Genomic DNA, 26181 nt, shown 5'->3' with positions numbered 1-26181 from the left:
CGTGAAGGCCCCTGCTCGTGCGGGCTCAGGCCTCGGGGGCCTTGCCTGCCTGGATGTCGGTGGCGGGTGATGCCCCTGCCTCTTCCGTCGCAGTGGGCTCCGCGCCCCCGGAGTCCTGCGCCTGCGATGCAGGAGCGTTCGCGTCGCTGGCTGGCGCCTGGGCCGGCGCGGAAGCAACCGTCGCCGAGAGGGCCGCGGCCGTGAGCGCGTCTCCCGCCACAGCCGTGGACTGGGCTTCTCGCTGCTCCAGCCGCGCCCCGCCCTGCTCCGCCGCGCGGAGGAACTCGTCGTATTCGGACTTGCGCTCCGCTGCCTTGGCCTGGGTTTTCACCGACTGCTGTGCCGCGGCGTGCCGGCCCATCATCACCGCACGCGCGCTGAGCACGACGCCTCCAGCAAAGGCCGCCAGGCTGAACACGGAGCCGATGTCCCCGGCCCACAGCCCGTACACGCCGCTCTGAATGAAGGCCATCGCGTTCAGGAAGGCCGCGCCCGTGAGCGCCGCACCGCCCGCCGTGGTCCACGGACGCAGCTCCATCACCCGCGCGGCGCCGTAGCACAGCACCGGCAACATCCCGAGCACCCACAGGTTCTCCAGCAGCACCGCCAGCGCCACCCGCAGCACGCCCACCGGCACCGCCTGGATGCGCACGCTCAGCCGAAGCGTCAGCGCCACGCTCAGAATCGACCCCGCGATGAGCGCGATGAACCCCAGCCCCATGATGAACTGGAAGCGACGGACACGGACGCGCAGCGGTTCGAGGACACTCGTCTTGGAGCTCACGGGCAGGCAGCCTACTCCACTTCAGCCCTCTTCCTCTTCCGCGTCCGTCGTTCCCCCCGGCGTGCGGGCAGGCGGGCCGTCCCCGTAGAAGACCTCCTCCAGCACCAGCCCCTGAGCCGGCGCGGTGGGCCCGGCGCGCTTGCGCTCCTTGGAGACCAGCACCTCCGCCACCCAGGACGCGGGCCGCCGTCCCTTCCCCACCTCCACCAGCGTCCCCGCCAGGTTGCGCACCATGTGCTTCAGGAACGCGGTGCCCTCCACCACGAAGGACACGGCGTCCCCCGACGTGCCTTCCACCGCCAAGCTCCGTATTTCCCGCACGGCGTGCTTCGCCTGGCAGTCCGCGGCCCTGAAGGCGGAGAAGTCATGCCGCCCCAGCAGGTGCGTGGCCGCCTGCCGCATGGCCTCCACATCCAACGGAGCGAAGACTTCCCAGTGCGTCATCCGCCGCAGGGGCGAGCGCGTGCGCCGGTTGCTCACGCGATACCGATAGCGCTTGCCCCGGGACCACCGGCGCGGGTCGAAGTCCTCGGCCACCTCCACCGCGTCCACCACGGCCACGTCGGGCGGCAGCAGGCCATTGAGCCCCATGACGTACGCCTTCATCGGCAACACTCGGGGCGAGTCGAAACAAGCCACCTGCCCGGAGGCATGGACGCCCGCATCCGTGCGCCCCGCCGACGCCACCGACACACGCGCCCCCAGCAGCCGCTCCAGTCCCGATTCCAGCACCGACTGGATGGAGGGCCCGTTGGGCTGCACCTGCCAGCCCACGTAGCGCGTTCCTTCGTATTCGAGCGTCAGCTTCAGCCGGGGCATGGGTCAGCGGTACTTGAGCCAGGACTCGAGCAGCTCGGCCACCATGCGGCCCGCGGGCACGTTGTTGCGGCGGGCCACCGCCTCCAGCGCTTCCGAGACGGCGGGACTCAGCGGCACGGCCAGGGTGCGCGGCTCGGTGCGGTCATCGTGGGCCGGGGGCTCCGGCTCCGGAGCAGGCATGGCCTTCGCGGTGTCGAGCGCGTCCGCCACATCCGACAGCTCCAGGGCCTCCTCCGACGTGGGCGCGGCCGCGGCGCGCACGGCCAGGCGGCGCTGCTCGGCGGCCAGCTCCTCCTCGAAGAGCTGCTTGATGAAGTTGGACAGGTGCAGCGCCGTGGGCGTGAAGTCGTACGCGTCCAGGAAGGCGTCCAGGTCCTTCTGCATCTGCGCGGCCGTCTGGTAGCGCTTGTCCCGGTCGCGCTCCAGCGCCCGCATCAGGATGGTCTCCAGGCGCTCCGGCAGGTCCTCGCGGAAGTACGACGGCGCGTAGATCTTCCCGTCCGTGATGCTGCGCATCACCGCGGCCTCGGACTCCCCGGTGAAGAGCTTGAAGCCGGTGAGCCACTCGTAGAGCACCACGCCCAGGGAGAAGACGTCGCTGCGGCAGTCGAGCGGCTTGCCCAGACACTGCTCCGGGCTCATGTAGCTGAGCTTGCCCTTGATTTCGCCGTTGCGCGTCTGCTCCATCTGGTTGGCGGCCTTGGCGATGCCGAAATCCAGAATCTTCACCGAGCCGTCGAAGGCGACGACGATGTTCTCCGGTGACACGTCCCGGTGGACGATGTTGAGCGGGTTGCCGTACAGGTCCACCTTGGTGTGCGCGTGGTGCAGGCCCGCGCAGACGCATGAGGCAATCTTCACCGCGTACACCAGCGGGAAGGGAATCCCCAGCGCCTCCGCCTTGGGGACGACGCGGCGCATGTCCCGCCCGGACACGTACTCCATGGCGATGAAGTAGCTGTCGGCAATCTTCCCCAGGTCGTGAATCTGCACCACGTTGGGGTGGTTGAGCTGCGCGGCGAGCCGGGCCTCGTTGAGGAACATCTTCACGAAGGCCGCGTGCTTGGTCAGATGCGGGCGGATGCGCTTGATGACGACGGGAGACTCGCGGCCGTCCTCCTGCTGCTGATGCGCGAGGAAGATTTCGGCCATGCCTCCCACGGCGATGCGGTCGATGAGGCGGTACTTTCCAAAGCGGCCGGTGTCGCGCTGCGGGGCGGCGGGAGGCATGACGTGGCGAGCCTACCCGTGCCGGACCAGGGAGTGGCAACTATTCAGGTTCAAAGCTGCATGCATCCTTGGCCTCATCCCAGCGCCCACCCCGGTCAAGGCATCCGTCGACTTTCATGAAGCCCCTGCACTCGTAGACGAGCCACGAGAAGACAAAGACCATGCACATGATGAACACGACTCGATCCCGAGGCTTCATCCCATTGGAGCGTACCAGAGGGCGTGTGAGCGCATCGAGGGCTCACCTCCCCGGCCCCTGGCACTACCGGACCTGCACCCGGTGCACCTTCAGCGCGGGCTCCTGTCCGGGCGGCGGTGGGAAATCCAACGCGGACGGCGCCAGCGAGCCCAACGACTTCCCCAGGCGTCCCGCCTGAGACACCCCTTCGAGCACCATGGCCTCGAAGCGGCGTGCAGGCAGTCCCGCGTGGTTGCAGCACGCCACCAGTTGACCTCCCGGGCTGACGACACGCGCGGCGGCCTCGGCCAGCCGGGCATAGTCGCGCGCCGCGGAGAACCGACCACTGCGCGTCGTCGAAAACGACGGCGGGTCCGAGATGACGATGTCGAAGGACTCGCCCTTCTTCGCCAGGCGCTTCAGCCAATCGAACACGTCGCCGGCCACGTAGTCATACCGGTCCACCGTCTGGCCATTGAGGCGCGCGTTCTCCTCGCCCCACTCCAGCACGCGCCGGCTCGCATCCAGGTTGAGCGCCCGCTTCGCGCCGCCCGCCATGGCCACGACGCCAAAGGCACAGGTGTACGAGAAGAGGTTGAGCACGGTGAGGCCCCGTGCCTGCGACAGCAGCCACGCCCGCGTGTCCCGCATGTCCAGGTACAGCCCCACCGACAGCCCCTGCGCCGGACGGATGAGGAACGTCAGTCCGTTTTCGAGCGCGGTGAAGGACTCCACCGCTTCGCCCCGGGCGGGTGCCTCGGGTGCGAGCGATTCCTTCGCCACGTTGGCCAGGACACGCGCCTCCCGGGGCCGGCGCTTGAGGTAGAGGCTTCGAGGTGCCCAGGCGGCCATGGCCGCGTCGAGCAGCGTCTCCTCCTCGTCCGGCGTGAAGTCCCGGTAGAGGCTGATGACGTACACGTCACCAAACACATCCGCCGTCACATCCGGCACGCCGTCCGCTTCGGCGTTCACCACGCGCCAGGCCGTGGTCCGCGCGTCTCCCAGCAGCGGCCCGCGCCGGCCGCGCGAGGCGCGCAGCGTCTCCACGAGAGAAGAAGGCAATGTGCCCATGCCGCCGCTCAACTGCCCAGACGCGCGCGCGTCCAGACACGCTCCAGGGCCTGGGTCGCCGCACGGGAAAGCGCCACGTAGTCGAGCCCCAGCAACTGCCCCTCCCGCACGCAGACCCGGCCGTTCACGATGGTCCACCCCACCGGCGAATGCGCCAGCTGCCCGAGCAGATAGGGCGAGTAGCCCGTCTCCGGATCCGCGGTGGGCACGACGTCGTAGACGACGAGGTCCGCGATGCTCCCCTCCTCCACGCTCCCGGAGGGCAGGCCGAACAGCCGCGTGCACAGTTCCGCCGGGCCGTTGACGAGCAGGTGCGCCAGCGCGCCATCCACGTCCGGCATCCTTCCGGAACGGGAGATGCGCAGCACGCCCACCAGCGCGGCGAGCAGCTCGTCCTGGAGGCTGCCATGGCCCCCGGTGCCGAGCCCCAGCAGGTGGACCCGCGACAGCACCGCGTCCATGGGGTCCGCGCCACGCTCCAGCGCGCGCACGCCCCGGGCCGCCAGCGCCACGAAGGCACCGCTCTGCTCCAGCAGCTCCGCCTCCGCGCTGTCCAGCACGCGCGCATAGCCCGCGATGGCACGCGGCCCGAGCAGCCCCAGCGCATCCAGCCGCGGAACCACGCGTTTGCCGTGCTGCGAGTAGGTGGAGGAGAGGTCGTCCTCGCTCTCCGCGAGGTGGAAGACGGTGGGCGCGTCCAGCACCCGGCTCAGCTCCGCGATGCGGCGCAGCAGCGCGTCGTCACAGGTGAACGACGCATGGAAGCCAAGCGCCCCCCGGACCAGCGGGTGGTCCCGATGCGCGCGCGTGAAGTCCGCGTTGGCGTCCAGCCACGCCTGCGCCTGCGCGGCGCCGTCCAATCCGTGGGTGGAGTGGCTCGTCACCAACCGCAAGCCCACCGCCTCCGCGGCGCGAGCCTGGGCGGCGAGCCCTCCTGCCACGTCCTGGCAGGACAGGTGCTCCACCGCCAGGGTGACGCCTTGACGCAGGGCCCGGGCCGCCGCGTAGCGGGTGAGGGCCTCCACGTCCTCGTTCGTGAGCAGCCGCGCCACGTGCCGGAGCCGGTCCAGGCGCTCGCGGGGCGGAAGCATCAGGAAGTGTCCCGTCGGCGGCAGCAACTGGCCGTTGACGAGGTGCGTGTGGCAGTCCACCAGGCCTGGCGCCACCAGCCGGCCATGACAGGCGACTTCCCAGTCCCCGGGCAGTACGGGCACCTGGGCGTCCGGAGCCATGCGGCGGATGGTGTTGCCTTCCACCACCACGGCCATGCCATGGCGGACGCGTCCGTCCGCCCTGAACACGGCACAGTTTTTCAGAAGCAGGCGGCCTTCCATGAAAGCTCTGTTCTAACACGGGCGCGGCGTGGCGCGAGCGGCGCCGCCGCCAGCGAGCATGTTAGGGTCCGTACGGTATGACGCCGCTGAGCCCCGCCGTGAACTCCCCGTCTCCCCTGGCGGCCCCCTCCCCGGGAGGGGCGCTGGCCTTCCGGGGTTTGTGGCTCTTCTCACCGCGGGCAGATGCCCTCATCGTCGCCCTGCCCCTGGCCCTGGCCCTGTGCACGGCGGCCGCGAATGTCTGGCTGGCCCCGGGCGCCGCGGAAGGCGCGCACCGCCTTTCAGCCTGGACGGCGCAGAACCTGCTCGGCAACGCCACCCACGTCATCCTCACGTTCCTGCTCTTCGCGGTGCACCGGGACGTGCTGACGTCCGCCCCGGGCCAACCCCGGCAGGTGCTGGCGGGTTCGCTGGGCATGCTCGCGGTGGGCACAGTGCTCTTCTTCACCTTCTACGCGGAGCGCACGGCGCACACGTATGGCGTGGCGGTGATTTTCAACGTCTTCGGCACGCACCACACCCTGTCCCAGCACCGGGGCATCTGGTCACTCCACGGGCTGCGCGCGGGCAAGGCCGGCCTGCCCGGCGCGTCGGCGCTGGAGCGCAAGCTGCAACAGATGTACGTCCCGCTGCTGCTCACGCTGCTGCTGGTGCGCATCTTCTTCGTGCCGGAGGCCCCCGGGCCCGATGCGCCGGCGTACCTCGACATTGGCCAGGGGGCAGTGCTCCCGCACGGCACGCTAGGGGTGCTGCTGGCGGTGTGGCTGGGCTACTTCATGCTGCTGTTCCGCACGGTGCTGCGCGCGGAGGCCGTCAGCGGGCCCAAGGTGCTCTACCTCCTGGCCATGGCGACGGCGACCGGGCTGGTGCTGGTAGCGCCCACCTGGGGCTACGTCATGCTGCCCGGCATGCACGGCCTGGAGTACTACATGCTCACCGCGCGGATGCTGGAGCCGCGCGAGGGTGACACGCCCCGGCTGCCGCGGAAGTTCATCGTCCCGGCGATGATTGCGTCCATGCTGCCCCTGTTGGCGCTGGGCGCGGTGCACGGCCTGCTCCAGCAGGGCGTGGTGCGCGGCGCGCTGGGCAGCAACATGGGCGTGGCGGAGACGCATCCCCTGCTGCGCGCCATGACGTCCCTGGGCTTCGCGGTGGTGCTGGCGCACTACTTCGCGGACGCGCTCATCTACCGCTTCCGGATTCCCTCCATCCGCGCGGTGATGCTGAAGCGGCTGGGCTTCAGCTAGCCGCAGGGAGCATCGGCGGCCCCCTGTCGCTCCGCGTTGGCCGCGAAGGCATCCCGGAGGAACAGCGACAGGCCAGGGCGCACCTTGTCGATGTTCTCCGTGAAGCGCGTATCCGCCACGTACATCTCCCCCAGGCCCCGGTGCATGGCGGGTGGGCACGCGTAGAACCACTTGCCCAGGTATTGCCGGTGCGCCTCGGCCAGGTCCATGGCCGCGGCCGACGCGGCGCTGGTGCCCGCCGCGAGCAGGTCCGCCAACGCCTGGAAGAGGGCGTCCCCCTCCTCCTTGATGCGCTTCCAGTCCTCCTTCTTGTAGCGCGCCGCCCTCCGGGCGGATTCCTTGTAGGCCTCCGTGTTCCCCCAGCGCTGCTTCGCCTCCTCCTCGTACTTCGAGGGGTCGAAGTCGCCAAAGGCCTCGAACATCGCGTCCTTGTCCACGTGTGTCCCCTTCTCCAGCGCGTCCAGCGCCGCGTCCACGGCGTGCACCAGCGCGTCCAGACGGGCGGCCCGCTCCGTCAGGAGCTGCCGCTGCATCCGCAGCGCGGTGCGCAGGTCGAAGGTGGGGTCGCCCAGGATGCGGCGGATGTCCTCCAGCGGGAAGCCCAGCTCCTTGAAGAAGAGCACCTGCTGGAGCTTCTGGAGGTCCGCCTGTGAATAGAGCCGGTAGCCGGCCTCGCTGCGGTCCGAAGGACACAACAGGCCCAGCTCGTCGTAGTGGTGCAACGCGCGGATGCTGATTTTCGCCAACCGGGCGACCTGGCTCACCGTCAGGGCCATCTCCACCTCTTGATGAGGAGGTGTAGGGCCTCACGTCGCGTGAGGGTCAAGCCCCTGGGCGGGGGTGCTGCTACTTCTGGCCGGGCACCGGGCTGACGACTCAGCCCTCGACCTCAGCCGCCCGAGAGGAGCCACCCGCACGAGGCAGGTATGGCTCCCCCCGGAAGGACACGGCTCAGTACGCGTTGTTCTGGCCGAACGTCTTGATGGTCTTCTTCTCCAGCTGGCGCTGACGCTCGGTGGCCTCGGAGTCGACGGAGGCGTTACCGGCCAGCGCGTCGGCGGAGGCGCCGAACAGCTTGCGGATGTTGTCGCCGAACAGGGTCACCACGCCGATGGCGGCGATCGCGATGAGGGCGACGATGATGATGTACTCGGTCATGCCCTGGCCACGAGCCTTGCGGAGCTGCTGCTTCTTCGAGATCGCCTTCATGGAACTCTCCGGGGATTGCAGTGGTGGAAAAAACACCCTGCTGCTTGGGTGATTCGCACCCTAGGGCAGATCCCACTTCCACCTCCATCGGTCATCGGGAGGATGCCAGGAATTCTCAGTGATTCCAGGCAATTGGCCCGATTGGGATGATCCAGGCCCCTCATTTCAGGGGCCCCCGGGGGCGGCAACGGGCGTTTGGGCCGTGCCTTCGCAGCTCGAACGGGGCAGCGCCTCGCACAGCGAGCGCAGCGCCCGGGCCAGATGTTCGTCGTCCGGGTGCCGGGACGCAACCTCGCGCCCCAGGGCCACGGTGTCGTGCAGGGCACCTACAGGCGTCCACATGGTGCGCGAAGCCCAGGTCTGAGCCGTCACCAGCCGGAGGTAGGCCGCTACCAGCGCGGGCTCGCGTCCTCCCCGCGCCACCTCGGGCTCCAGGAGCGAGGCGGCCAGCGTCAAATCCTGCTGGGCCAGCGCCGCCTTGCCCAGGGCCAGGGCGGACTCGGGGCTGTCGGGGGCCAGCCGCCGCCACTGCGCGGCCGCGCCGCGCACCATGGGGTCATTGGGCGCGTGGTAGCGCTCGATGTTCCGGTACAGCCCGGCGGCCTGCTCCGCGGTGGGCGGGTGTTGCTGGACGTAGTCGTGCAGGAAGAGGCGGTCCGCGCCTTCGGGCGCGCGCCGCTCGTCCTTCACGCGCACGTCCAGATTCGACACGAAGAAGGCGATGGGCGACGCGTACTCCAGCAGGTTGTGGTCGTCCGTGTTGATGGGGCCCTCACCGGCGAACTCGAGCTGGCCGGCCTCGCTGTGCACCTGCTTGGACAGCAGCGCGAATACGTCGTTGATGCCCACGCGGGACAAGTCCTTCCGCACCTCCGGATGCCCCATGCGCTCGGCCAGGCGCGCCGCATCGAAGGCCAGGGGCTTGCGGCTGGCCACCATCACCAGGTCATGCGGCCCCAGCCACGTGGTGGCGTGCGGGAAGGTGTCTCGCAGGGTGCGGACCACCAGCTTGATGAGGTCCTCGTTGCTCTCGTAGGTGTGAATCCACTGCACCAGCACGCCGTCGTCCGCCAGGTGCCGGTCCACCGTCTGGAAGAAGTCCCGCGTGAAGAGGCCGGACACGCCGGACACCCACGGGTTGGACGGCACGCTCACCACCAGGTCGTACTTGCGCGGCGACAGCGCCATGAACGTCTTGGCGTCGTCCACGTGCACGTGGGTGCGCGGGTCATCCACCGCGTTGCGGTTGTCCGCCTTGAACAGGCGCGCCGCGTCGATGACGGCGGGAGCAATCTCCACCATGTCCAGGTGCTCCACGGGGTGCACCAGCACGCTGCCCGCGGTGATAGCCGCGCCGGCGCCCACCAGCAGCACCGTCTTGGGCTCACGCGGGTGCAACAGGGCGCCCAGGTGACCGGCCACCACCTGCGTCTCCACGTCGCTCCCGTTGGACGCGTCCACCTTCCCGTTGAGCTTCATGAACCGCAGGTTGTCCACGGGAACGTCCGCCACCATCACCGTGGCGAAGGTGTCGTCCTGGTAGAAGATGGGGCGGATGATGGCCTCCGTGTCCGCCACCAGCTTCGCGTAGCTCTCCGGCGGCTTCTCGTGGGAGCGGATGGAGGCGATGCCCGACAACCGCACCGCCCAGCCGCTCATCCCGCCCAGCACCACCAGCGCCAGCACCGCCGTGGCGGCCACCGGCCACAAGGCACGCGCGTGCTGCGCGGGACGGCCGGGGGCCGCATGGAAGGCCAGCCCCGCGCCGAGCAGGTTGGCCGCCACGCCCGCGATGAAGTTGCCCTCCATGCCCCACCACGGCATCAGCACCAGCACACCCAGCGCCGACCCCGTAATCGTGCCCATGGTATTCCACAAGTAGACGCCGCCCAACTGGCGCCCCACCTCGGACACCTTGGCCGTGGCCACGCGCGCCGCCGCCGGGAAGGCCGCGCCCATGAAGAAGGTGGGAACCAGCAGCACCAGGCAGCAGAAGCCGAAGGTCAGCACCTGAAACAGCGGCCAGGTGTCCAGCGAGCGCGTCATCATCCACTGCGCCTTGCGGAACAGGTGCGGCAGCCGGACGTAGAGCGGCAGCGCCACGCAGATGCTGGCCACCAGCGCGACCTGGAGCCGGCCGAACAGGCGCAGCGAGTCCACCTGTCCCTTGCGCGTCATCAGCCAGAAGCTGCCCAGGCCGATGCCCATGATGAACGCGGTGAGGATGAGCGTGAAGGCGTAGGTGGACGCGCCCAGGACGATGGACAGCAGGCGGATCCACGTCACCTGGTACAGCATGGACGTGAAGCCAGACAGCAGCACGCCGATGAGCGCCGCCCTCACCGCGATGCGCGGATAGGACACCTCCGCGTCGCCCGCTTCCGAGGGAGGCGTCTGTCCCGGCACCAGCGCGGGCGGGAAGCGCCGCGCCAGCCCCAGCGAGGCCAGCGCCACCAGGATGTTGAGCCCCGCGGCCAGCCCCGCCGAGGAGGACAGGCCGATGGCGGGCACCAGCTTCGTCCCGGCGATGAACACACCCAGCGCCGCGCCCAGACTGTTGACGGCGTAGAGCCGCGCCAACTCGTAGCGCACCCCCGACAGGCTGGAGGCGAAGTGCCGCACCAGCGCCGGCAGCGTGCCGCCCATCAGCAGCGTGGGAATCAGCAGCGACGCGGAGGAGACCAGCAGCCGGGGCCCCAGTCGCCAGCCATCCGGCACGGAGGGGGCCACGTTCAGCCACAGCGCCCCCAGCACATCGAGCACATAGGGGAAGGCCAGCGCGTACAGGCCCACGCCCAGCTCCAGCAGGCCGTAAAGGGCCAGGGGGTTCTTTGCCCGGTCGGCTGTCCGCCCGAAGACAAATGCCCCCAGCGCTTGCCCGCCCATGAACGTGGCGAGCACCACTGCATGCGCCTGGCCGCTGTTCCCCAGGACATTCCCGAGGTACTTGGACCAGACGAGTTCGTAGACGAGCGCAGTGCCCCCGGACAGGAAGAGGAGGCAGGCCACAAGGTTCTTAGGAAAACGCGCCGGAGATGACATGGGGACAGCGCGGAACCTTAGTCGGTATGTTTCAGGCCCATCAAATGAACACCCATCTCCTGCAAGCCGCGATGCTCGCCTGGACTCCAAGCCTGCGGGTGACACGCGCCGAAGGCGACCTCTCCAGCATCCTGCGGCGCCCCGCCGAGGCCCTGTTGGAGCAGCCGCTCCACGAGGTCCTCGGCGTGTCGCCCAAGCGCGCCCTTGAGCTGGACGCCCGCGCCCGCGAGGACCGCCGCGCGGTGGAGTTCGTCTCCGCCAACCTCGGCGGCGAGGACGCGTGCCCCCTCCGCCTGTCCCTGGGACTGGACGACGGCGAGGCCAGTGCCACCGTGCTGGACCTCAACGCCGTGCTGGACGGCGCCCCCCCGGTGCAGATTTCACGGCTGTCCTCCTCGCTCAGCCACGAGATTCGCAACCCCCTCTCCTCGGTGAAGATGGCGGTGCAGACGCTGGCCCGGAACACCGGCCTCAATGACCGGGACAAGCGGCGGCTCACCATCGCCAACCGGGAGATTCGCACCATGGAGCGCATGCTCTGGCTCCTCTCCGAATACGGCCGCGACACCACCCCGAAGATGGACGCCCATCCGCTGCGCGGCGTGGTGCAGGAGGCCACGGAGATGGTGGCCCCCGAGCTGGCCGAGCGGCGCGTGGAGGTCCGCGTGGACGAGGAACCCGACCTGCCCCGCGTCCGAGTGGACCCGACGCGGCTGCGGCCCGTGCTGGCCCAGGTGCTGCTCAACGTCGCCATGGGCCAGGCGGAGGGCAGCCCGATGGAGGTGGCCCTGCGCCGGGGTGGCCCCCACCAGGTGATGATGGTGCTCCACGACCCCGCCGCCGCCCTGCCCCCCGAGGAGAACGGTTCGCTCTTCGAGCCCTTCGGCTCCCGGCTGGCCCGGGGCGCCGGTCTGTCCCTGGCCGCCCTGCGCCGGGTGATGATGGGCGTGGGGGGAGACGTGGCCGCCCGGGGCAGCGCCGAGCCGGGCGTGGTGCTGACGCTGACGTTCGCCACCTGAGAGCGCCATGGAGACCCTTCTCATCGTCGACGACGACGTCTCGCTCCTCGAAACGCTGAAGATGCACTTCGAGGAGATCGAGCAGGACGGCCAGCCCCGCTACCAGGTGGCCACCGCCACCAGCGCCGCGGCGGGGCTGCGCGCCGCCCAGGAGACCATGCCCAGCGTGGTCATCCTCGACATGATGCTCCCGGACCGCACGGGCCTGGAAATCATTGAGGAGATGAAGGGCCTGTGCGGAGACGCGCGCATCATCCTGGTCACCGCGTACCACGACATGGAGACCACCATCCGGGCCATGAAGGCCGGGGCTTTCGACTACATCCACAAGCCCTTCCCGGACCCGGCCGCCCTGGACCTGGTGGTGGAGCGCGCGCTGGAGTACCGCCAGCTGTCGCGCCGCGCGGACGAGGTCCACCGGGAGAATGCCGCCGCCCGCCTGGGCGACATCGTGGGCACCAGCCCGCTGATGCAGCAACTGGTGAAGGAGATTGGAAAGGTCACCGGCAGCCACGCCACCGTGCTGATTACGGGCGAGAGCGGCACCGGCAAGGAGCTCATCGCCCGCGTCATCCACAACTACTCCTACGACGAGCCCCGGCCCTTCATCGGCATCAACTGTTCGGCCATCGTCGACACGCTGCTGGAGAGCGAGCTCTTCGGCCACGAAAAGGGCGCCTTCACCGGCGCCACGGCGGGCAAGCCGGGCAAGTTCGAGCTGGCCGAGGACGGCACGGTGTTCCTGGACGAGATTGGCGACATGTCGCTGATGCTCCAGGCCAAGCTCCTGCGCGTGCTGCAGGAGCGCGAGTTCGAGCGCGTGGGCGGCGTCAAACGCATCAAGCTGCGCGCCCGCGTCATCGCCGCCACCCACCGCGCCCTGGTGGAGGAGGTGGAGGCCGGCCGCTTCCGCGAGGACCTCTACCAACGCCTCAAGGTCATCACCCTCCAGATTCCCCCGCTGCGCGAGCGGCGCGAGGACATCCCCCCGCTGGTGAAGCACCTGCTCGAGCGCATCAACGAGAAGGTCCACAAGCGCGTCACCCGAGTGCCCGGCGAGGTCATGGAGCGCCTCACCCGCCTGCCCTGGCGCGGCAACGTGCGCGAGCTGGAGAACGTGCTCACCCGCGCCGTGGTGCTGGCCCCCGGTGACGTCCTGCGCGGGGACGACTTGCCCGCCCTGGAGTCGCCCCTCCCCTCGCCGGAGCCAGGCCGGGCCGCCTCCGCCCACACCGCCAGCGCCATGTTCGCCGCGCCGGCCGAGGACGACGCCAGCCTGATTCCCACTTTGGAAGAGGCCGAGCGCCAGCTCATCGCCCGTGCGATGACCGTCACGAAGGGGCACAAGGGTCGCACCTGTCAGATCCTTGGAATCAGCCGCCCCACCCTGGAGCGCAAGCTCCAGAAGTACGGTCTTGCACAGGGCCAGAGCCCTCAAGTGCACACCTTCCCTGTGAAGGATGCGTTGTGAGCACTCTTGGACAGTGTCGCTGCTCCGACACTCACGCCCCCGGTTTGAACGTTTCGTTCAAATTGATCAGACTGTTTGAACGTTCTGTTTCAGGTTTTGGACACAGAACGGGCTCTGGTGCGGGCCTGTAGCGCTAAGTACCCGGCATTTCAGGAGGTGTTGTCCCGGCGGCATTTCAATTCCCGCTGGCACGAACCTTGGAGAAGGAAAGTCCCGTTCGCCGCTGAAGCAGACGGCCCGACTTCCCTACGCTTCCTTCCCAGGAGTAATGCCATGCACGGTTTCAATCGCCCCCTCGGCCCCATCGGTTCCAACGTCGTGGCGCCGCTGCAGACGACCAGCTCCGGGATGATGGTCACCGCCAACAAGCTGGTGCCCGGCCAGGAAGCCATCGACTTCAAGGGCTACTTCAAGGTCGAGTCCTTCCCGCACAACTCGACCATCTACCGCCCCGGTGACAACACCGACCGCGTCTACCTGCTGAAGTCCGGCCGCGTGCGCCTGATGCGCATCGGCAAGAACAGCACCCGCTCCGTGGTGTCCATCCTCCGCCCGGGCGACCTCTTCGGCGAGCTGTTCCGCCCCGAGGGCACGCCGATTGAAGAGATGGCCATCGCCGCCGGTGAGGCCGAGGTCTGGAGCATCGAGGGCCGCGACTTCCGCGCCCAGTTGGAGGCCCGTCCGGCCCTGGCGGTGGACGTGGTCCGCGCCTACGCCGAGCGCGTGCGCGCCCTGCGCAAGCGCGTGCTGGGCCTGACGTTCAAGGAGGTTCCGGCCCGCTTGGCGGACACCCTGCTCACCCTGGTTGAAGCGCACGGCGAGCGCTGCCCGCACGGCGGCGAGACGGACCTGCGCGGCATCACCCAGCAGGACCTCGCGGACCTCGTGGGCGCCTCCCGCTCCTTCGTGTCCACGCTCATCAACGAGATGAAGCGCGAGGGCGTGCTCGGCAACGTCGGCCGCATCCTCTGCGTGCGTGACCAGAAGGCCCTGCGGAAGATCGCCGGCAAGGAGAAGTAGTCCACGCGCCCGCGGCGAACGGGCAGCAGGACACCAGACGGGCCTGACCATGCGCATGCCGCGTGGCCGGGCCCGTGGTGTTTCCAGCGAACGGCGCTCCCCGGGTGTGCGTAGGATGGCGCGAATGTCTGGCGCCATTGATTCCATCCTCGCGCTCCAGGAGCGCCTTAAGCACGAGACAAAGCTCCCGCTCCGGTCCGTGTCGCTCACGCCGGTGGCCGCGCAGGACCTCCGCGTCTTGGAGTCCTCGCTGGGCGCGTTGCTTCCCCAGGCCTACGTCGACTTCATCTCCCGCCACGGCCTGTTCTCCGCGGTGGACTGGCAGGGACATGAGCGCGCTCGGATGTTGAGCCCCACCGAGGTGCTGGAGACGCTCGAGTGGTCCAAGGCGTACGTCGAGGAGGGCGCCTTCGGCGACAACGAGGACGAACTGGAAGCCGCCATCCTCGAGAAGAAGCTCCGCGAGCGGCTCATCCCCTTCCAGTACAGCGCCTGCTCGAACGTGAGCGACTACTACTACTTCGACACGGGGATGCGTCGCGACACCGGGCTGCTCATCTTCCCGGCGCGCCACGACGACTTCGACCTGTCGACGTGGCTGCTGGACGGAGCGCCCGACGTCTCGGGCTGCACCTTCGACTTCGACGAACACCTGCGCTGGGTCCTCCGGGAGGGCCTGGAGGAGAAGGACTGGGGGCGCTGACTCAGACGCGGCGGCGCAGCTCCTCCACTTCGGCGCGAAGCAGCCAGTCGTCCGGGAAGTCCGTGGCCGCCGCGGCAATCTGGCTCAGCCGCTCGGGCTTCACGGAGTGCGTCTCCCGCATCTTCCGGACCTCGCGGTAGAGCGCGGCCAGCGCCGGGTGCAGCGCCAGGGCCTTGCGTGTGCGAGCCTTCTCCTCGCCATCCCCTTCCGCGAAGGCGCTCAGCTCGCCGTACCAGCGGTCCCACGTCGCCGGGTCCGAAGGCCCACCCGCCACCGAGGGCAGGTGCGTGCTGACGAAGAGCTTCGCCACCGCAGGCAGCGCCAGCTCGCGCCCCGCCAACCGGCCGCGCAGCGCCAGCACCTGGCCACCGTCCGTGGCGAAACCCTCCAGCTCCAGCCCACTCTCCAGCGACAGCTTGAAGGGCCCGCGCTCCGGCAACGTCCCCGCGCCGAACGCCACCAGCGCCGGCCCGCTCCACGGCTTGTCGTCCAGGGAGCGCCCGCCGCGCGAGGCCATGATGGGCCCCTCCATGCAGACGAGCGCGGTGCCCAACCCCGGCGCCACCTCGCGCGGCGCGGCCAGCATCTCCAGCACCCGGCCCGTCACCTCGCGGCCGTCCGCCAGCACCAGGTGATTGACGGTCCGCGCGCGCAGCGCCTCCGTCAGGCCGAAGTCGCCGCCCCGCTTCCACGACAGCGTGGACTCGAACTCCGCCAGCACCTCGAACAGGTGCTCGAAGTCCCGCGCCACGAAGAGCTGCGGCTGCATGCGGGTGATGTCGTAGTCCATGTCCGCGCAGGCCACGCTCAGCGGCAGCTTCTTCACCGCCGGCGTCAGGCAGTGCTGCGCCTCGCCAATGCTGGACAGCAGCCCCGCGCCGTAGATACGCGGCGACGCCACGCTCCCGATGAGGCCATACTCCGCCGTCCACCAGTAGAGACGGCTCGCCCGCGTGCTCTCGCTGACGTAGCGGCGGCTCGCGCTGGCGGCCTCCAGCCGGGCCTGCGCGTGCGCCGCTTCCTCCTCGCTGGCGTCCGGGTCCTCCTTCACCACCGACAGGTTCCGGATGGCCTCGAAGACGGCCTGGTCCTCCACGCTGGCAATGGCCTTGAAGCCCACCAGCCCGCATGCCTTGAGGTACTCCGCGTAGCGGCGGTTGGCGATGATGGGCGCGTGCCCGGCGCTCTCATGGACGATGTCCGGCGCCGGCGTGTACTCGATGTGTTCGTGGGTGCGGATGTCCGCGGCAATCGCCAGGACGCCCATCGCCTGGAGCTCCGTGAAGACGGCGGGTGGAATGAAGCCACGCACCCCCACACAGGCCCACCCCAGGCGAGCGAGCTTCTCGTTCATCTCATCCAGGCTGGGGATGCACTCCGAGCCGATGCCCGTGGCCTCCAGGCCCTCCAGGTAGACGGGGTGCGCCTTGTCCGCCAGGTGGCCCCTCAAGGAGCCCAGGATGTTCCGCCAGACGGCCTGGTCCCGCGACGTATACGCCGCGTAGTCCTGGCTCACCACGTATCGACGCAGATGAGCAGGCAGGCGGGCAATCGTCCGTTCCGTGGGAGTCATCATCATTCACCTCTGGCGGAATCTTCTTCTTTTTGAAGATATCCCTTCTCTGGGCGAACGGAAATCCGTCAGAATTCGACGTCTTCGTCGCTTTAACGTCGAACTAACCTGGCTTGCGGCGAAGTCCATCCAGCACCAACCGGGCGCCGGGGCTGAGCGCTCCCGAAGGCCACAAGGCCACCACCTCTACCGCCTGGGGCTCCTCTTCCAGGAGGGGCCACGCATGGAGGTCTGGTGGAAACGGGTGCATGGGGCGCAGGTCCGGAGTGATGGAGCAGGCGCGGAACGCGCGCAGCAACTCGTAGAGGAGAAGGAAGCTCTCCGCGCGCCCCACTTCATCCACCGTCACGCCGTGGGCGGCGAAGCGGGCGCTGTTGGCGCCGCCGTAGGGGTCATCACGCAGCCAGTCCACGAAGCGCTGCCCCTCCAGGTCCTTCACGTGCAGCGACGTCCGGGACGCGGCCTGCCGCGCGAGCTCGTTGTCCGGCCCGGCGAGCACGACGAAGGGCATGCGCAGCAGTGACTCCGACTCCACGCCTTCATGGGTTGGCAGGGGCGTGAAGTCGAGCGCCAGGTCGAGCTGCCGCGTCTGCACCTGGCGCGTCAGCTCGTGGGGCCCTCCGAAGCTGAGCACCAGCTTGAGGTCCGCGGCGGCGGCGTCCCTCGCCACGGCGCCCACCAAGGACAAGGACAGCGTCGGGTTGAGGCCCAGCCGCACCACGGGCTCGGCGCTGGCCAGGTCGCGCAGCCGCTTCATGTCCAGTTGATGCAGCGGCGTCTGGGTGCCCGCGAAGAGCCGCTCCCCCCGGGCGGTGAGCTGCAAGCGACGGCCAGGCCCGCGCTCCAACAGCGGCGCACCATCCGCCAGCGCCAGCTCCAGCGAGCGAACGTGCTCGCTCACCACCGAGCGCGCCACGCCCAGGTGCTCCGCGGCGGCCTCGATGCTGCCCGCCTCCACGGCGGCGGCGAAGGACTCCAACCAGACGAGGTGGCGAACGAGTTTGCGCGGAGGCATGAGCAGCATCCTTGCACGTCGCCATCAGCGGGATGCGCCCCCGGACTTCATTGCTGCTTGCGAAAGTCCGGCATCCGGAATACCTGCGCCGTGCAATGTCACGGATGTCTGATGCGGCGTCCTCCGCAGCCGCCATTTTCCTCCAGCGCTTCGAAGCAGCCCGGCCCTACCTGAGTACCGCGCTGACCTGGTGCGTGCTCCACGGGCTCGTCGCATTGCTGTACTTCGGCGGCGCGCTGCGCGTGGCCGTGGAGCGGCTGGCGCCGGGGCTCCGCCCCCTCCTGCTCGCGGGAAGCTTCGCCCAGGCGTTGTTCCTGGGGCTGGTGGCCTTTCTTGGAACCCTCCCCCTGACCATCCTGCTCGGCCACCGCTACCGCTTCGCGCTCCCGGTGCTGACGGCGGTGGGCGGCGTGCTGCTCGGGCTGGACGCGCTGGTGCTCAACTCACTGGGCTTCCACATCAACGGCCTGGTGCTGGCGGTGGCGCTCCAGCCGCACGCCCTGGCGGAGACGGGGCTGTCTTCGTCGGAGGTGGCGCTGGTGGCCGGGGCGATGGTGGTCATCCTCGCGCTCGACACGGCGGCGGGCATCTGGTTCCTGCGCCGGGGCTTTGGCCCTCGCCGGGTGGCGCGCACGGTGGTGCTGATGACGGCCCTGTGCACCGCCGAGCGGCTGATCACCGCGTCCCTCGTCTTCGCCCATGGCGGCGCCGTGCAGCACGCCACCACCACCCTGCCCCTCCAGGCACCGGTGCGGATGAACACCCTCCTCTCGCGCATCACTGGCAAGGCGCCCGCGTCCGGCCTGCGCCTGGGCGTGAGCCCCGAGGCGGGCGTGCCCGCGGCGAGCATCGCCCCCGCGGAGGTGCGCTTCACCCGCCGTCCCGACATCGTCGTCGTCCTGGTGGAGAGCCTGCGTGACGACTTCTTCACCGCCGACGTCATGCCGAACATGTGGCGCAGGGCGCAGAGCGGCACGCGCTTCCTGCATCACCACAGCGCGGCCAGCTCCACGGACTACTCGCTGTTCAGCATGTTCTTCGGGCTGGAGGCCCAGCGCCGCAATGCCGTGGTGGGCGCGGGCCGCACGCCCCTCCTCTTCCCCGCGCTGGCCCACAATGGCTACCAGCAGTTCTTCTTCGCCGCGTCCTCCGTTGACTGGATGGGCCTCAAGGACACCGTCTTCCGCGACGTGACGGGAGGCCTGCGCACGGACTACACGGGCCGCAGCCACCTGCGGGACGAAGCCATGGTCCGCGACGCGCTGGCGGCCGTGGAGGCCGCGCCTCAGGACAAGCCACTGTTCCTGTTCGTGTTCTTCGCCGGCACGCACTTCGACTACGACTACCCGCCGCGCTCCGAGGTCTTCTCGCCCGCCTGGAATGGCAAGGGCGGACTCTCCACGGCACGCGTGCCTCCCGAGCACCTCAAGGCTCGCGCGTGGAACGCGGCCTACGAAGTGGACACCAAGGTCGAGGAACTGCTGGCGCGCATCGAGAGCTTGCGCGGCACGCGTCCGCTGACGCTCTTCACCGGCGACCATGGCGAGGAGTTCCGTGAGCACGGCCGCGTAGGCCACGCCAGCGACGTGACCGCCTCCCAGCTTCACGTGCCCATGCTCGTGTTCGACGACCAGCTTCCCGTGGGCCAGGTCGACGCCGTCACCGGACACATCGACGTGGTGTCCACGATCTTCGACCTGCTGGGAGACACGCACAGCCCGGCAATGCTGGGTGACGGCATTCCCATGTCCCGGCCGGACCCGCAGCGATACCTCCTCACCACCGTGGGTTGGGAGGCGCGTTACGCGCTCATCGGCCAGGGGCTGAAGGTCCATTTCGGCGCGGGACGGCCCGGCACTGTCATCACCGACCTGCGCGACCGTCCCCTGGCCGATGGCAAGGAGCGCCTCGCTGCCGAGGCCCCGCGCATCCTCCGCCGGCTGAGAGGGACGTCGGAGTCGACGCTCCCCGACTCCGCCACGGCCACGGACGTGCCCTGACGGAACCTCGCGGCAGGCCCTGGGGCGGTGCTCACACGCGCCGCTTCAGAACCGGAGCTTCACGCCCAGGGCCAGCGTGAAGAGCTCGACGTTCACGGTGGCGGGATTGCGGACGAACTGCACCAGCCGGTAGTCGGTGGCGACGAGCTCGAAGTACCCCTCCACGAACCGGAGGTTCAGCGCCTCCACCGGACGCCCCACGCTGGCGCCCAGCAGCAGCGCGGGCCGGATGGCGGTGCGGAACCAGTAGTAGCCCCGGTCGTAACGGCTGGGCAGGCCCGCGAAGTAGTCGTCGCCCGCGGTGTAGCTGAGCATCGCGCCCACCATGAGCGGGCGGACGGTCCACCCCTCCACATCGAGCAGGAAGGGCCGCCACTGCCCCTTCAACGTGAAGGTGAAGAAGTCTTCCCCCGCCAGCGCGGGCGGCGCCCAGCCCACCAGCAGCGCGGCCTCCACGGTGTCGTCGAGAAAGCTCCAGCCCGGCCCCGCGGAGAGAAAGCCGATGGCGCCCGCGAACTGCATCGCCGCATGGTCGGGCACGTACCAGGGTGACGCCTCGTGCGCCGGCTCCGGCCGCGACTCCCGTGCCACCAACAGCAGCGCCGCCAGCAGCGAGGCGCGGAGACTCCCGTGCGCGGCCATCAGAAGGTGGCCCTCTGCACCTGCACCGAGGTGCCATCGACGTCCACCTTGAGGTAGCTCCGGCCCTTCATCGAATCGGTGGTGACGTACCGGACATCGTGCGCATGGACGTCGTGGTACTGGTGGACGTGGCCGTGGAAGGAGATGGCGACGCCCTTCTTCTGCTGGAGCTTCACCAAGGGCGCGACGAGCGCATCGTCAAAGTCCCCGTTCCCAGGAGGCACGTGGGAGAAGGTGAAGGTATTCAGCACCGCGGGCTCCGGCGTGAGCGCCGTCTTCAACCACTGCAGGTCCGGGATGTCGCCCGGGAAGCCGTACTCGCGGGAGTTGGAGTCGAAGAAGACGAAGCGCGTGCCTGAATACGTGAAGGAGAAGGACTCCGGTCCGAAGGTGCGCCGGTAGAGCTTCTGCCCCATGCCCAGCGCGTCATGATTGCCCATGACCACGAAGAACGGGACCTTCAAGCGGGACAGCAGCTCGACGCCCCACTCGTACTCCTGCGTGCTGCCGAACTCCGTCAGGTCGCCCATCTGCACCACGAAGTCGACGCCGCGCTGCTCCAGGTCCCGCATCGCCGCCGCGGAGTCATCCAGGAACAACTGCATGTCGCCCACCACCGCGAAGCGAAAGGCCTGCTTCGGTTCCGCTTCGAACAGCCGTTCGAGCGAACGCGCATGCAAGTCCCGGTGGGGTCCCCGGAGTTCATAGGGGTGGAACTCGAAGGCGCCACAGCCCGCGCACACCAGTAGCAATGTCACCCAGACGCGCACGGACGCACGCTAACGTCGGCCTCCCGATGCTTCCATGGAATGTGACGCCGGATTCAGGAGCACGCGACGACAAGGAGCAGCCATTCTCACGCGCCATATGAACCGGACTCAGGTGTCCTCCCGCAGCCTTCTCGCCACGCGCATGACGGCGGTGCCGTGAGCTCACCGCTGTCGACATGGGCGCTGCTGCATTGGGTGGCCACGAAACCCACCCGGAGCACGCGGGAAGACCTCGACGCACTGCTCGCGCGAGCGGATTTCACGCAGGTCGCCCGGGACGCCCTGGCGTCGGGCACCACTTCGGAGAAGACCACGGCCTTGCGAGTGCTCCGGGAGCTGGCGTCACCCGAAGCCCATGCCCTGGCCCGGCTCGCGCTGCGCGACGCAGCGGCTGACGTCCGAGCCCTGGCGGCCCGGGTGCTGGCGAGCGCACAGGACGCCGCGGACTGGCGGAGCCTCCAGGAGGCGCTGGATGATACCGAGCCCTCCGTGCAGTACGCCGCCATGGACTCGCTCGCGAGGATGAATCCGGCGGCCGCGAGCGACCTCTTCCTCGATCGCTTCGAACGAGCTCCGGAGGCGGAGAAGCTGAACGCGCTCGCCACCGCGCAACGGCTGGGGCTCCCCGAATCCGGCGCCCTGGCTCGGCTCGGCCTGGCTTCGGCCTCTTCCACCATCAGGGCCGCGGCGGTTGACCTGGTCGCGCGAGAAGGCGAAGCGACAGAGGGCCTGCTCATCCACCTGCTCACGGATGCCTCCGAGAACGTACAACTCCACGCCCTCCGCACGCTGACCTATCGCGCGCACGTACCCGCCAGCGTCTTCGTCCCGCTGCTCGCTGCATCGTCCTCACCACCCGTCCGCGCACAGGCGCTTCAGGCGCTCATCCTTCGGCGTGACGCCAGCACATGCGAGCCCGTGTGCCGGCTCCTGACCGACTCCGACGCCTCGCTCCGCAGAAGGGCGATTTTCGCCACCGAACGGCTCGGCTGCACCGGTGCGACGCCCACCCTGCTGGAGATGCTGGCCCGGACACGCGACGAAGATGAACGGGCGGACCTCGTCGCCGCGCTCGGCGGACTCGGGGGTCCGGAAGCCTGGGAGGCACTTCGCCAGGCGCTCTCAGATGAATCCCCCCGCGTCCGGAGCGCCGCCATCATCGCCTGGGCTTCGGACGTCGCGCCGCCCGACGCAACGACCGTGCTGCTGGAGCGCCTGCGAGGCGCCCCCGACACGGAAACACGGAAGGCCGTTGCCCTGGCCCTCATGAACCGCCGCCCGGAGGTGGCCCACCGAGCCCTGCGGCTTGCGCTCGAGGACTCCGTGCCCGAGGTCCGGCGGATGGCCGTGCGAGCCCTGGGCCTCGAGGCCAGCCCGGAGGCCCTGCAAACCCTGCGCGACCATCAAGCCACCGAACGCGACCCGGACGTTCTGCGACACCTGGACGCGGCGCTCGAACGACAGCAAGCGCCTGGCGACACGCCCATTGGGGCGGCCTCGCCCGCCGAGCGGCTCCTCTTCGACCCGGCGCGAACGGAACAGAGCGTGGCGCAGTGGATCGCGGCCCCCGAACGCTACCCCGCGACCGAGCGCTTCTACTTCTATGAAGGCGGAACCCTGGAGCGGCAGGGCACCGATGGCCGGGTCCACGCCTTCCAGTACACCGCGTTCGACGACCAGCTCCGCGTCCAACCCAAGGGCGCGCCCGAACGGAGCACGGCCTTCACCGTCACGCCGGCAGCTCCGCCCCACCGCTTCCGCCTGGAGCTGGCCCAGGACGTCCTCTCCGGCACGGAGGCGCCCCGAACGCTGCACTTCATCGAGCTCCGGCAGGCCGACATGGAGCCGGACGACGGCGACTGACGCGAGGGAGCCGCTATGCTGCGGCGGACCGGGCGCCATCCCAGTCCTCGACCTCGTAGAGGAACTTCGAATCCCCCATCAGCTTCCGGTTGGCCGAAGTGCTCTGCACGAAGACGACGTACTTCTCCAGGCTGGCGGGCCGGATGCGCACCGTCTCCCCGGGCGGCAGCCCGAGCATCTCGCGGGCCCGCTCGCCGCTGTAGAGGTCACCCGTCTTGCGGTCCATCAGCACCACTTCCTTGCGGCCCTGGATGGTCTCCGTCTTGGTGAACTCGTAGAAGCCCCGGCCCGTCTTGAAGCGCAGGCCGTTCTCCTGCACGAAGTCCTTGATGGGCTGGGTCCGGTCCACGTCCAGCACCTGAAAGCGGCCCGGTGGAACCGCGCGCAGGTCCGCCTCCCCGTAGAGCGGCGGCGCCGTGCGCTGAAGCATGGTGCTGAACATCACGTTGAGGCCGCGGCTCATGCGGCCCTCACGCACCACTTCCTGCTCAAACGATTGAAGCTGCGCGTCCGAGGACTGCTTGTAGCAGACGGCCAGCAGCAGGTCGGTGACGTGGGCGAACTGGTCCAGGCTCAGGTGGAAGCCGCCCGACTTCTCCGCCAGCTCCTTGTAGAAGGCCGTCGCGTGACGGCGCGCCAGGGCTTGCACGCCATACACGGGGATGCCCATCTTCCCCAGCGCGGCCACCTCCTTGCGCCAGTCCAGCTTGTGTGGATTCTGCGCAGGCCCGTGGGGAACGTCGTCGCCAATCAAGACCAGCGCCCGCGTGTACCCGACTGTCCAGGACAGGCTTTGCGCCTGATGCAGTACGAACTCGTAGCATTCGGGCGCATCGCCCCCGCCCGTCTGCTCCACGCGGTCCACGAAGCGGACCACGGCGCTCTCGTCGTCCGTCAGGTCCAGTATCTTGGTGACATACGTGGAGCCCGCGTCGCAGTAGTCCCCGTGGGCGATGATTCCAATGCGGATGCCTGGAATCTCCTTCATCAGCCGGGACACGGTGCCCCGCAGCTTCTTCCGCACCTGTGCAAGACACGGATACATGCTGCCGGTGGTGTCAAAGCTGAAGACGATTTCGACGCGGTTATCAATGACTGACGTGCTCATTCCGGTGCCCCCTCGTGACCGCCGACGAGGACAAATCTACGCGCCGGGTCTGACATGAATCAGGCCAGGAAATGGGGTGTTGGCCAGGCCTCCGTCGACCCGGCGTCACGCATTTGCACCTGCCGCTTGCCCTGGACGCCGCGCGACCGCAGCATGCGTGCCCATCGTGTCCGCCACCGCCGAGCCCCCATCCCCGCATCGTACGTACACCGAGCGCCGAGCCGCCGCGCAGGCGGAGCTGACCGCGCTGGACCGCGTGAGCGCCCGCTACGCCAACTTGCGAACACTCGCCTTCCTGGCCGCGGCCGGCGTCGCGGGCTTCGTGTTGGCGGGGCGTCTGCCCAAGGTGTGGTGGTGGGCCAGCGCCGCCGCGCTGCTGCTCTACGGCGTGCTCGCCGTCCTCCACCACCAGGTCTTCCGCCGCGAGGCCCGGGCGAAGCTGTACGTGACACTCAACGAACGCGGACTGGCGCGGCTGGGGCCCGGCTGGCACGACTTCACCGAGCGCGGTGAACGCTTCCTGTCCCCCAGTCACCTGTACACCCCGGACCTGGATGTCTTCGGCCAGGGCAGCCTCTTCCAGCTCCTCAACGAGACGGCCACGCGCGCAGGCGAGGAACGGCTGGCGGCGTGGCTCTCCGCCCCCGCGTCCGCCCAGGAGGTCGAAGCCAGACAGGGCGCCGCGCGCGAGCTGGCGCCCAACCTGGACTTCCGCCAGGACCTCTGCGTGGACGCGCGGGACGCCTCGCGCGAGAAGGCGGACCCGGCGCTGTTCATCCAGTGGGCGGAGTTGGGCCCGCAGCTCAACGCCATCCGGTGGGCCCGACCGGTGGCGGTGGTGCTGCCCCTGGTGACGCTGGCCGTCTACGTCCTGGGCAAGTTCGAGGTGCTGCCGGAGTCAGCCTTCTGGGTGGGCCTGGCCGCGCAGCTGGGCGTGGCCGTCATCACCCGCCGCCCGCTGAAGGTCATGGACGAAGGCGTGGAGGTGGGTGAGCGCGGCTTCGTGCGCTACGCCCCCATCTTCGAGCGCGTGGAGGCCCAGCGCTTCGAGCACCCGCGCCTGAAGACGCTCCAGGCCGGCCTCCAGCAGCCCGGCCAGCCGCCCGTGTCCGAGCACTTCAAGCGCTTCAGCCGGCTGTTCTCCTTCATCGAGTTCAAGCGCCACCAGTTCCACCCGCTGATTCACTGGCTCACGCTCTGGGACATCCACGCGCACTTCGCGCTGGAGCGCTGGCGCGAGGCCCACGGCAAGCAGCTGCGCCAGTGGTTCGAGGCCCTGGCCGAACTGGAAGCCCTGTCTTGCGTCGCGGGCCTCGCCCATGACCGGCCGGACTTCACCTGGCCCGTCTTGGCGGCCAATGGCCCCTGTGTGGAGGCGACGGCGTTGGGCCACCCGCTGCTGGACGCGCCGGTGCCCAACGACGTGTCCCTGCCCGGCCCCCGGCACGCGCTGCTCATCACCGGCTCCAACATGAGCGGCAAGACGACGCTGATGCGCGCGGTGGGCGCCAACGTGGTGCTCGCGTTGGCCGGCGCGCCGGTGAGCGCGAAGCACTTCCGCCTGACACCGCTCCAGACGCTCACCAGCATGCGGGTGAAGGACTCGCTGGAGCGCGGCGTCTCCTACTTCTACGCGGAGGTGCAGCGCATCAAGGCGGTGCTGGACGCGGCGCAGGCCGCGCGCGGGCAGGTGCTGTTCCTCCTGGACGAAATCCTCCTGGGGACGAACACCCGCGAGCGGCAGATTGCCTCGCGCGAGGTGCTGCGCCTGCTGCTGGGCACCGGCGCCATTGGCGCGGTGACGACGCACGACTTGTCCCTGGCGGTGCTCGCGGACGAGCCGGGCGCCCATGTCGTCAACGTCCACTTCCGGGACCACCTGGAGGCCGGGAAGATGATGTTCGACTACAAGCTGCGCCAAGGCGTGGTGGACACCACCAACGCCCTGCGCGTGCTTCGCCTGGCCGGCGTACCGGTGGACGACCCGGACGAAGCCACGGCGGCGCGCTGAGCCCGAAACGACACGGGCCCCGGGGTTTCCCCCGAGGCCCGTGCTTGAATCAGTGGCTCACGTCGAAGCGGT

The 26181-nt window shown here is 69.3% G+C and carries 21 protein-coding genes; 8 read left to right on the top strand and 13 right to left on the bottom strand.

Translation table 11 applies throughout. The features are described from left to right. Positions 1 to 25 precede the first annotated feature (25 nt). The 5 genes from FMP39_RS12990 to FMP39_RS12970 all read right to left on the bottom strand — a co-directional run bounded on the left by FMP39_RS12990 (position 26) and on the right by FMP39_RS12970 (position 5416). Positions 26 to 784 carry a hypothetical protein gene (locus FMP39_RS12990; RefSeq protein ID WP_141590218.1) on the bottom strand — a complete coding sequence of 253 codons (759 nt, stop codon included), beginning with the start codon at positions 782 to 784 and terminating at the stop codon, positions 26 to 28. Between the two features lie 21 nt (positions 785 to 805). Further along, positions 806 to 1603 (bottom strand): tRNA pseudouridine(38-40) synthase TruA, encoded by a 798-nt coding sequence (truA, locus tag FMP39_RS12985; RefSeq protein WP_141590217.1) that lies wholly within the window; start codon positions 1601 to 1603, stop codon positions 806 to 808. Positions 1604 to 1606: 3 nt separating this feature from the next. Next, positions 1607 to 2833 (bottom strand): serine/threonine-protein kinase, encoded by a 1227-nt coding sequence (locus FMP39_RS12980; protein WP_090491584.1) that lies wholly within the window; start codon positions 2831 to 2833, stop codon positions 1607 to 1609. A 262-nt stretch (positions 2834 to 3095) separates the two neighbouring features. After that, positions 3096 to 4082 (bottom strand): class I SAM-dependent rRNA methyltransferase, encoded by a 987-nt coding sequence (locus FMP39_RS12975; RefSeq protein WP_141590216.1) that lies wholly within the window; start codon positions 4080 to 4082, stop codon positions 3096 to 3098. Positions 4083 to 4090: 8 nt separating this feature from the next. After that, positions 4091 to 5416: an amidohydrolase family protein gene (locus FMP39_RS12970; RefSeq protein ID WP_141590215.1), complete on the bottom strand. Its 1326-nt coding sequence runs from the start codon at positions 5414 to 5416 to the stop codon at positions 4091 to 4093. Between the two features lie 77 nt (positions 5417 to 5493). On the opposite strand from FMP39_RS12970, the gene FMP39_RS12965 reads away from it, so the two are divergent. Continuing rightward, a complete protein-coding gene (locus tag FMP39_RS12965; protein WP_141590214.1) occupies positions 5494 to 6663 on the top strand; it encodes a hypothetical protein in 1170 nt (389 codons plus the stop codon). Here FMP39_RS12965 and FMP39_RS12960 read toward each other — a convergent pair. The 3 genes from FMP39_RS12960 to FMP39_RS12950 all read right to left on the bottom strand — a co-directional run bounded on the left by FMP39_RS12960 (position 6660) and on the right by FMP39_RS12950 (position 10914). Next, positions 6660 to 7439: a MerR family transcriptional regulator gene (locus tag FMP39_RS12960; RefSeq protein ID WP_194858377.1), complete on the bottom strand. Its 780-nt coding sequence runs from the start codon at positions 7437 to 7439 to the stop codon at positions 6660 to 6662. The two genes, FMP39_RS12965 and FMP39_RS12960, sit on opposite strands and share 4 nt — an antisense overlap. Before the next feature lie 175 nt (positions 7440 to 7614). Continuing rightward, a complete protein-coding gene (locus FMP39_RS12955) occupies positions 7615 to 7872 on the bottom strand; it encodes a hypothetical protein (protein WP_026114034.1) in 258 nt (85 codons plus the stop codon). 165 nt (positions 7873 to 8037) lie between these two features. Further along, positions 8038 to 10914: a fused MFS/spermidine synthase gene (locus tag FMP39_RS12950; RefSeq protein WP_141590212.1), complete on the bottom strand. Its 2877-nt coding sequence runs from the start codon at positions 10912 to 10914 to the stop codon at positions 8038 to 8040. A 44-nt stretch (positions 10915 to 10958) separates the two neighbouring features. On the opposite strand from FMP39_RS12950, the gene FMP39_RS12945 reads away from it, so the two are divergent. The 4 genes from FMP39_RS12945 to FMP39_RS12930 all read left to right on the top strand — a co-directional run bounded on the left by FMP39_RS12945 (position 10959) and on the right by FMP39_RS12930 (position 15127). Then, positions 10959 to 11933: a histidine kinase dimerization/phospho-acceptor domain-containing protein gene (locus FMP39_RS12945; RefSeq protein WP_368667064.1), complete on the top strand. Its 975-nt coding sequence runs from the start codon at positions 10959 to 10961 to the stop codon at positions 11931 to 11933. A gap of 7 nt (positions 11934 to 11940) precedes the next feature. After that, positions 11941 to 13404 carry a sigma-54 dependent transcriptional regulator gene (locus FMP39_RS12940; RefSeq protein ID WP_141590210.1) on the top strand — a complete coding sequence of 488 codons (1464 nt, stop codon included), beginning with the start codon at positions 11941 to 11943 and terminating at the stop codon, positions 13402 to 13404. Positions 13405 to 13677: 273 nt separating this feature from the next. Then, entirely contained in the window at positions 13678 to 14424 is a 747-nt protein-coding gene (mrpC, locus tag FMP39_RS12935) for a Crp/Fnr family transcriptional regulator MrpC (protein WP_002634092.1), read from the top strand. Positions 14425 to 14548: 124 nt separating this feature from the next. Next, on the top strand, positions 14549 to 15127 hold the full coding sequence (locus FMP39_RS12930; protein ID WP_141590209.1) for an SMI1/KNR4 family protein: 579 nt from the start codon (positions 14549 to 14551) through the stop codon (positions 15125 to 15127). 1 nt (position 15128) lies between these two features. Here FMP39_RS12930 and FMP39_RS12925 read toward each other — a convergent pair whose 3' ends face one another. Further along, the gene (locus tag FMP39_RS12925) at positions 15129 to 16700 is read right to left on the bottom strand and encodes an aromatic amino acid hydroxylase (RefSeq protein ID WP_194858380.1); all 1572 of its coding nucleotides are present in this window, start codon (positions 16698 to 16700) and stop codon (positions 15129 to 15131) included. 103 nt (positions 16701 to 16803) lie between these two features. After that, entirely contained in the window at positions 16804 to 17724 is a 921-nt protein-coding gene (locus FMP39_RS12920) for a LysR family transcriptional regulator (RefSeq protein ID WP_141590207.1), read from the bottom strand. A 95-nt stretch (positions 17725 to 17819) separates the two neighbouring features. On the opposite strand from FMP39_RS12920, the gene FMP39_RS12915 reads away from it, so the two are divergent. Continuing rightward, a complete protein-coding gene (locus FMP39_RS12915) occupies positions 17820 to 19715 on the top strand; it encodes a sulfatase-like hydrolase/transferase (RefSeq protein WP_228557949.1) in 1896 nt (631 codons plus the stop codon). 45 nt (positions 19716 to 19760) lie between these two features. On the opposite strand, the gene FMP39_RS12910 is transcribed toward FMP39_RS12915, so the two are convergent. Beyond that, a complete protein-coding gene (locus FMP39_RS12910; protein ID WP_141590205.1) occupies positions 19761 to 20357 on the bottom strand; it encodes a hypothetical protein in 597 nt (198 codons plus the stop codon). After that, positions 20357 to 21127 (bottom strand): metallophosphoesterase, encoded by a 771-nt coding sequence (locus FMP39_RS12905; RefSeq protein ID WP_141590204.1) that lies wholly within the window; start codon positions 21125 to 21127, stop codon positions 20357 to 20359. Before FMP39_RS12905 ends, FMP39_RS12910 begins: the two co-directional genes overlap by 1 nt. Positions 21128 to 21283: 156 nt before the next feature. Between FMP39_RS12905 and FMP39_RS12900 the strand changes: the two genes are divergently transcribed. Further along, positions 21284 to 22990 (top strand): HEAT repeat domain-containing protein, encoded by a 1707-nt coding sequence (locus FMP39_RS12900; protein ID WP_141590203.1) that lies wholly within the window; start codon positions 21284 to 21286, stop codon positions 22988 to 22990. 13 nt (positions 22991 to 23003) lie between these two features. On the opposite strand, the gene FMP39_RS12895 is transcribed toward FMP39_RS12900, so the two are convergent. Continuing rightward, positions 23004 to 24098, bottom strand: coding sequence for a vWA domain-containing protein (locus tag FMP39_RS12895; RefSeq protein WP_141590202.1), 1095 nt, complete (start codon positions 24096 to 24098; stop codon positions 23004 to 23006). A gap of 166 nt (positions 24099 to 24264) precedes the next feature. On the opposite strand from FMP39_RS12895, the gene FMP39_RS12890 reads away from it, so the two are divergent. Then, positions 24265 to 26109, top strand: coding sequence for a DNA mismatch repair protein MutS (locus FMP39_RS12890; RefSeq protein WP_194858376.1), 1845 nt, complete (start codon positions 24265 to 24267; stop codon positions 26107 to 26109). The last annotated feature ends 72 nt before the right edge of the window (positions 26110 to 26181 follow it).

It is taken from the genome of Myxococcus sp. AB056 (assembly GCF_006547365.1).
GTDB lineage: Bacteria > Myxococcota > Myxococcia > Myxococcales > Myxococcaceae > Myxococcus > Myxococcus virescens.
This window is presented reverse-complemented; position numbering and strand designations above follow the sequence as displayed.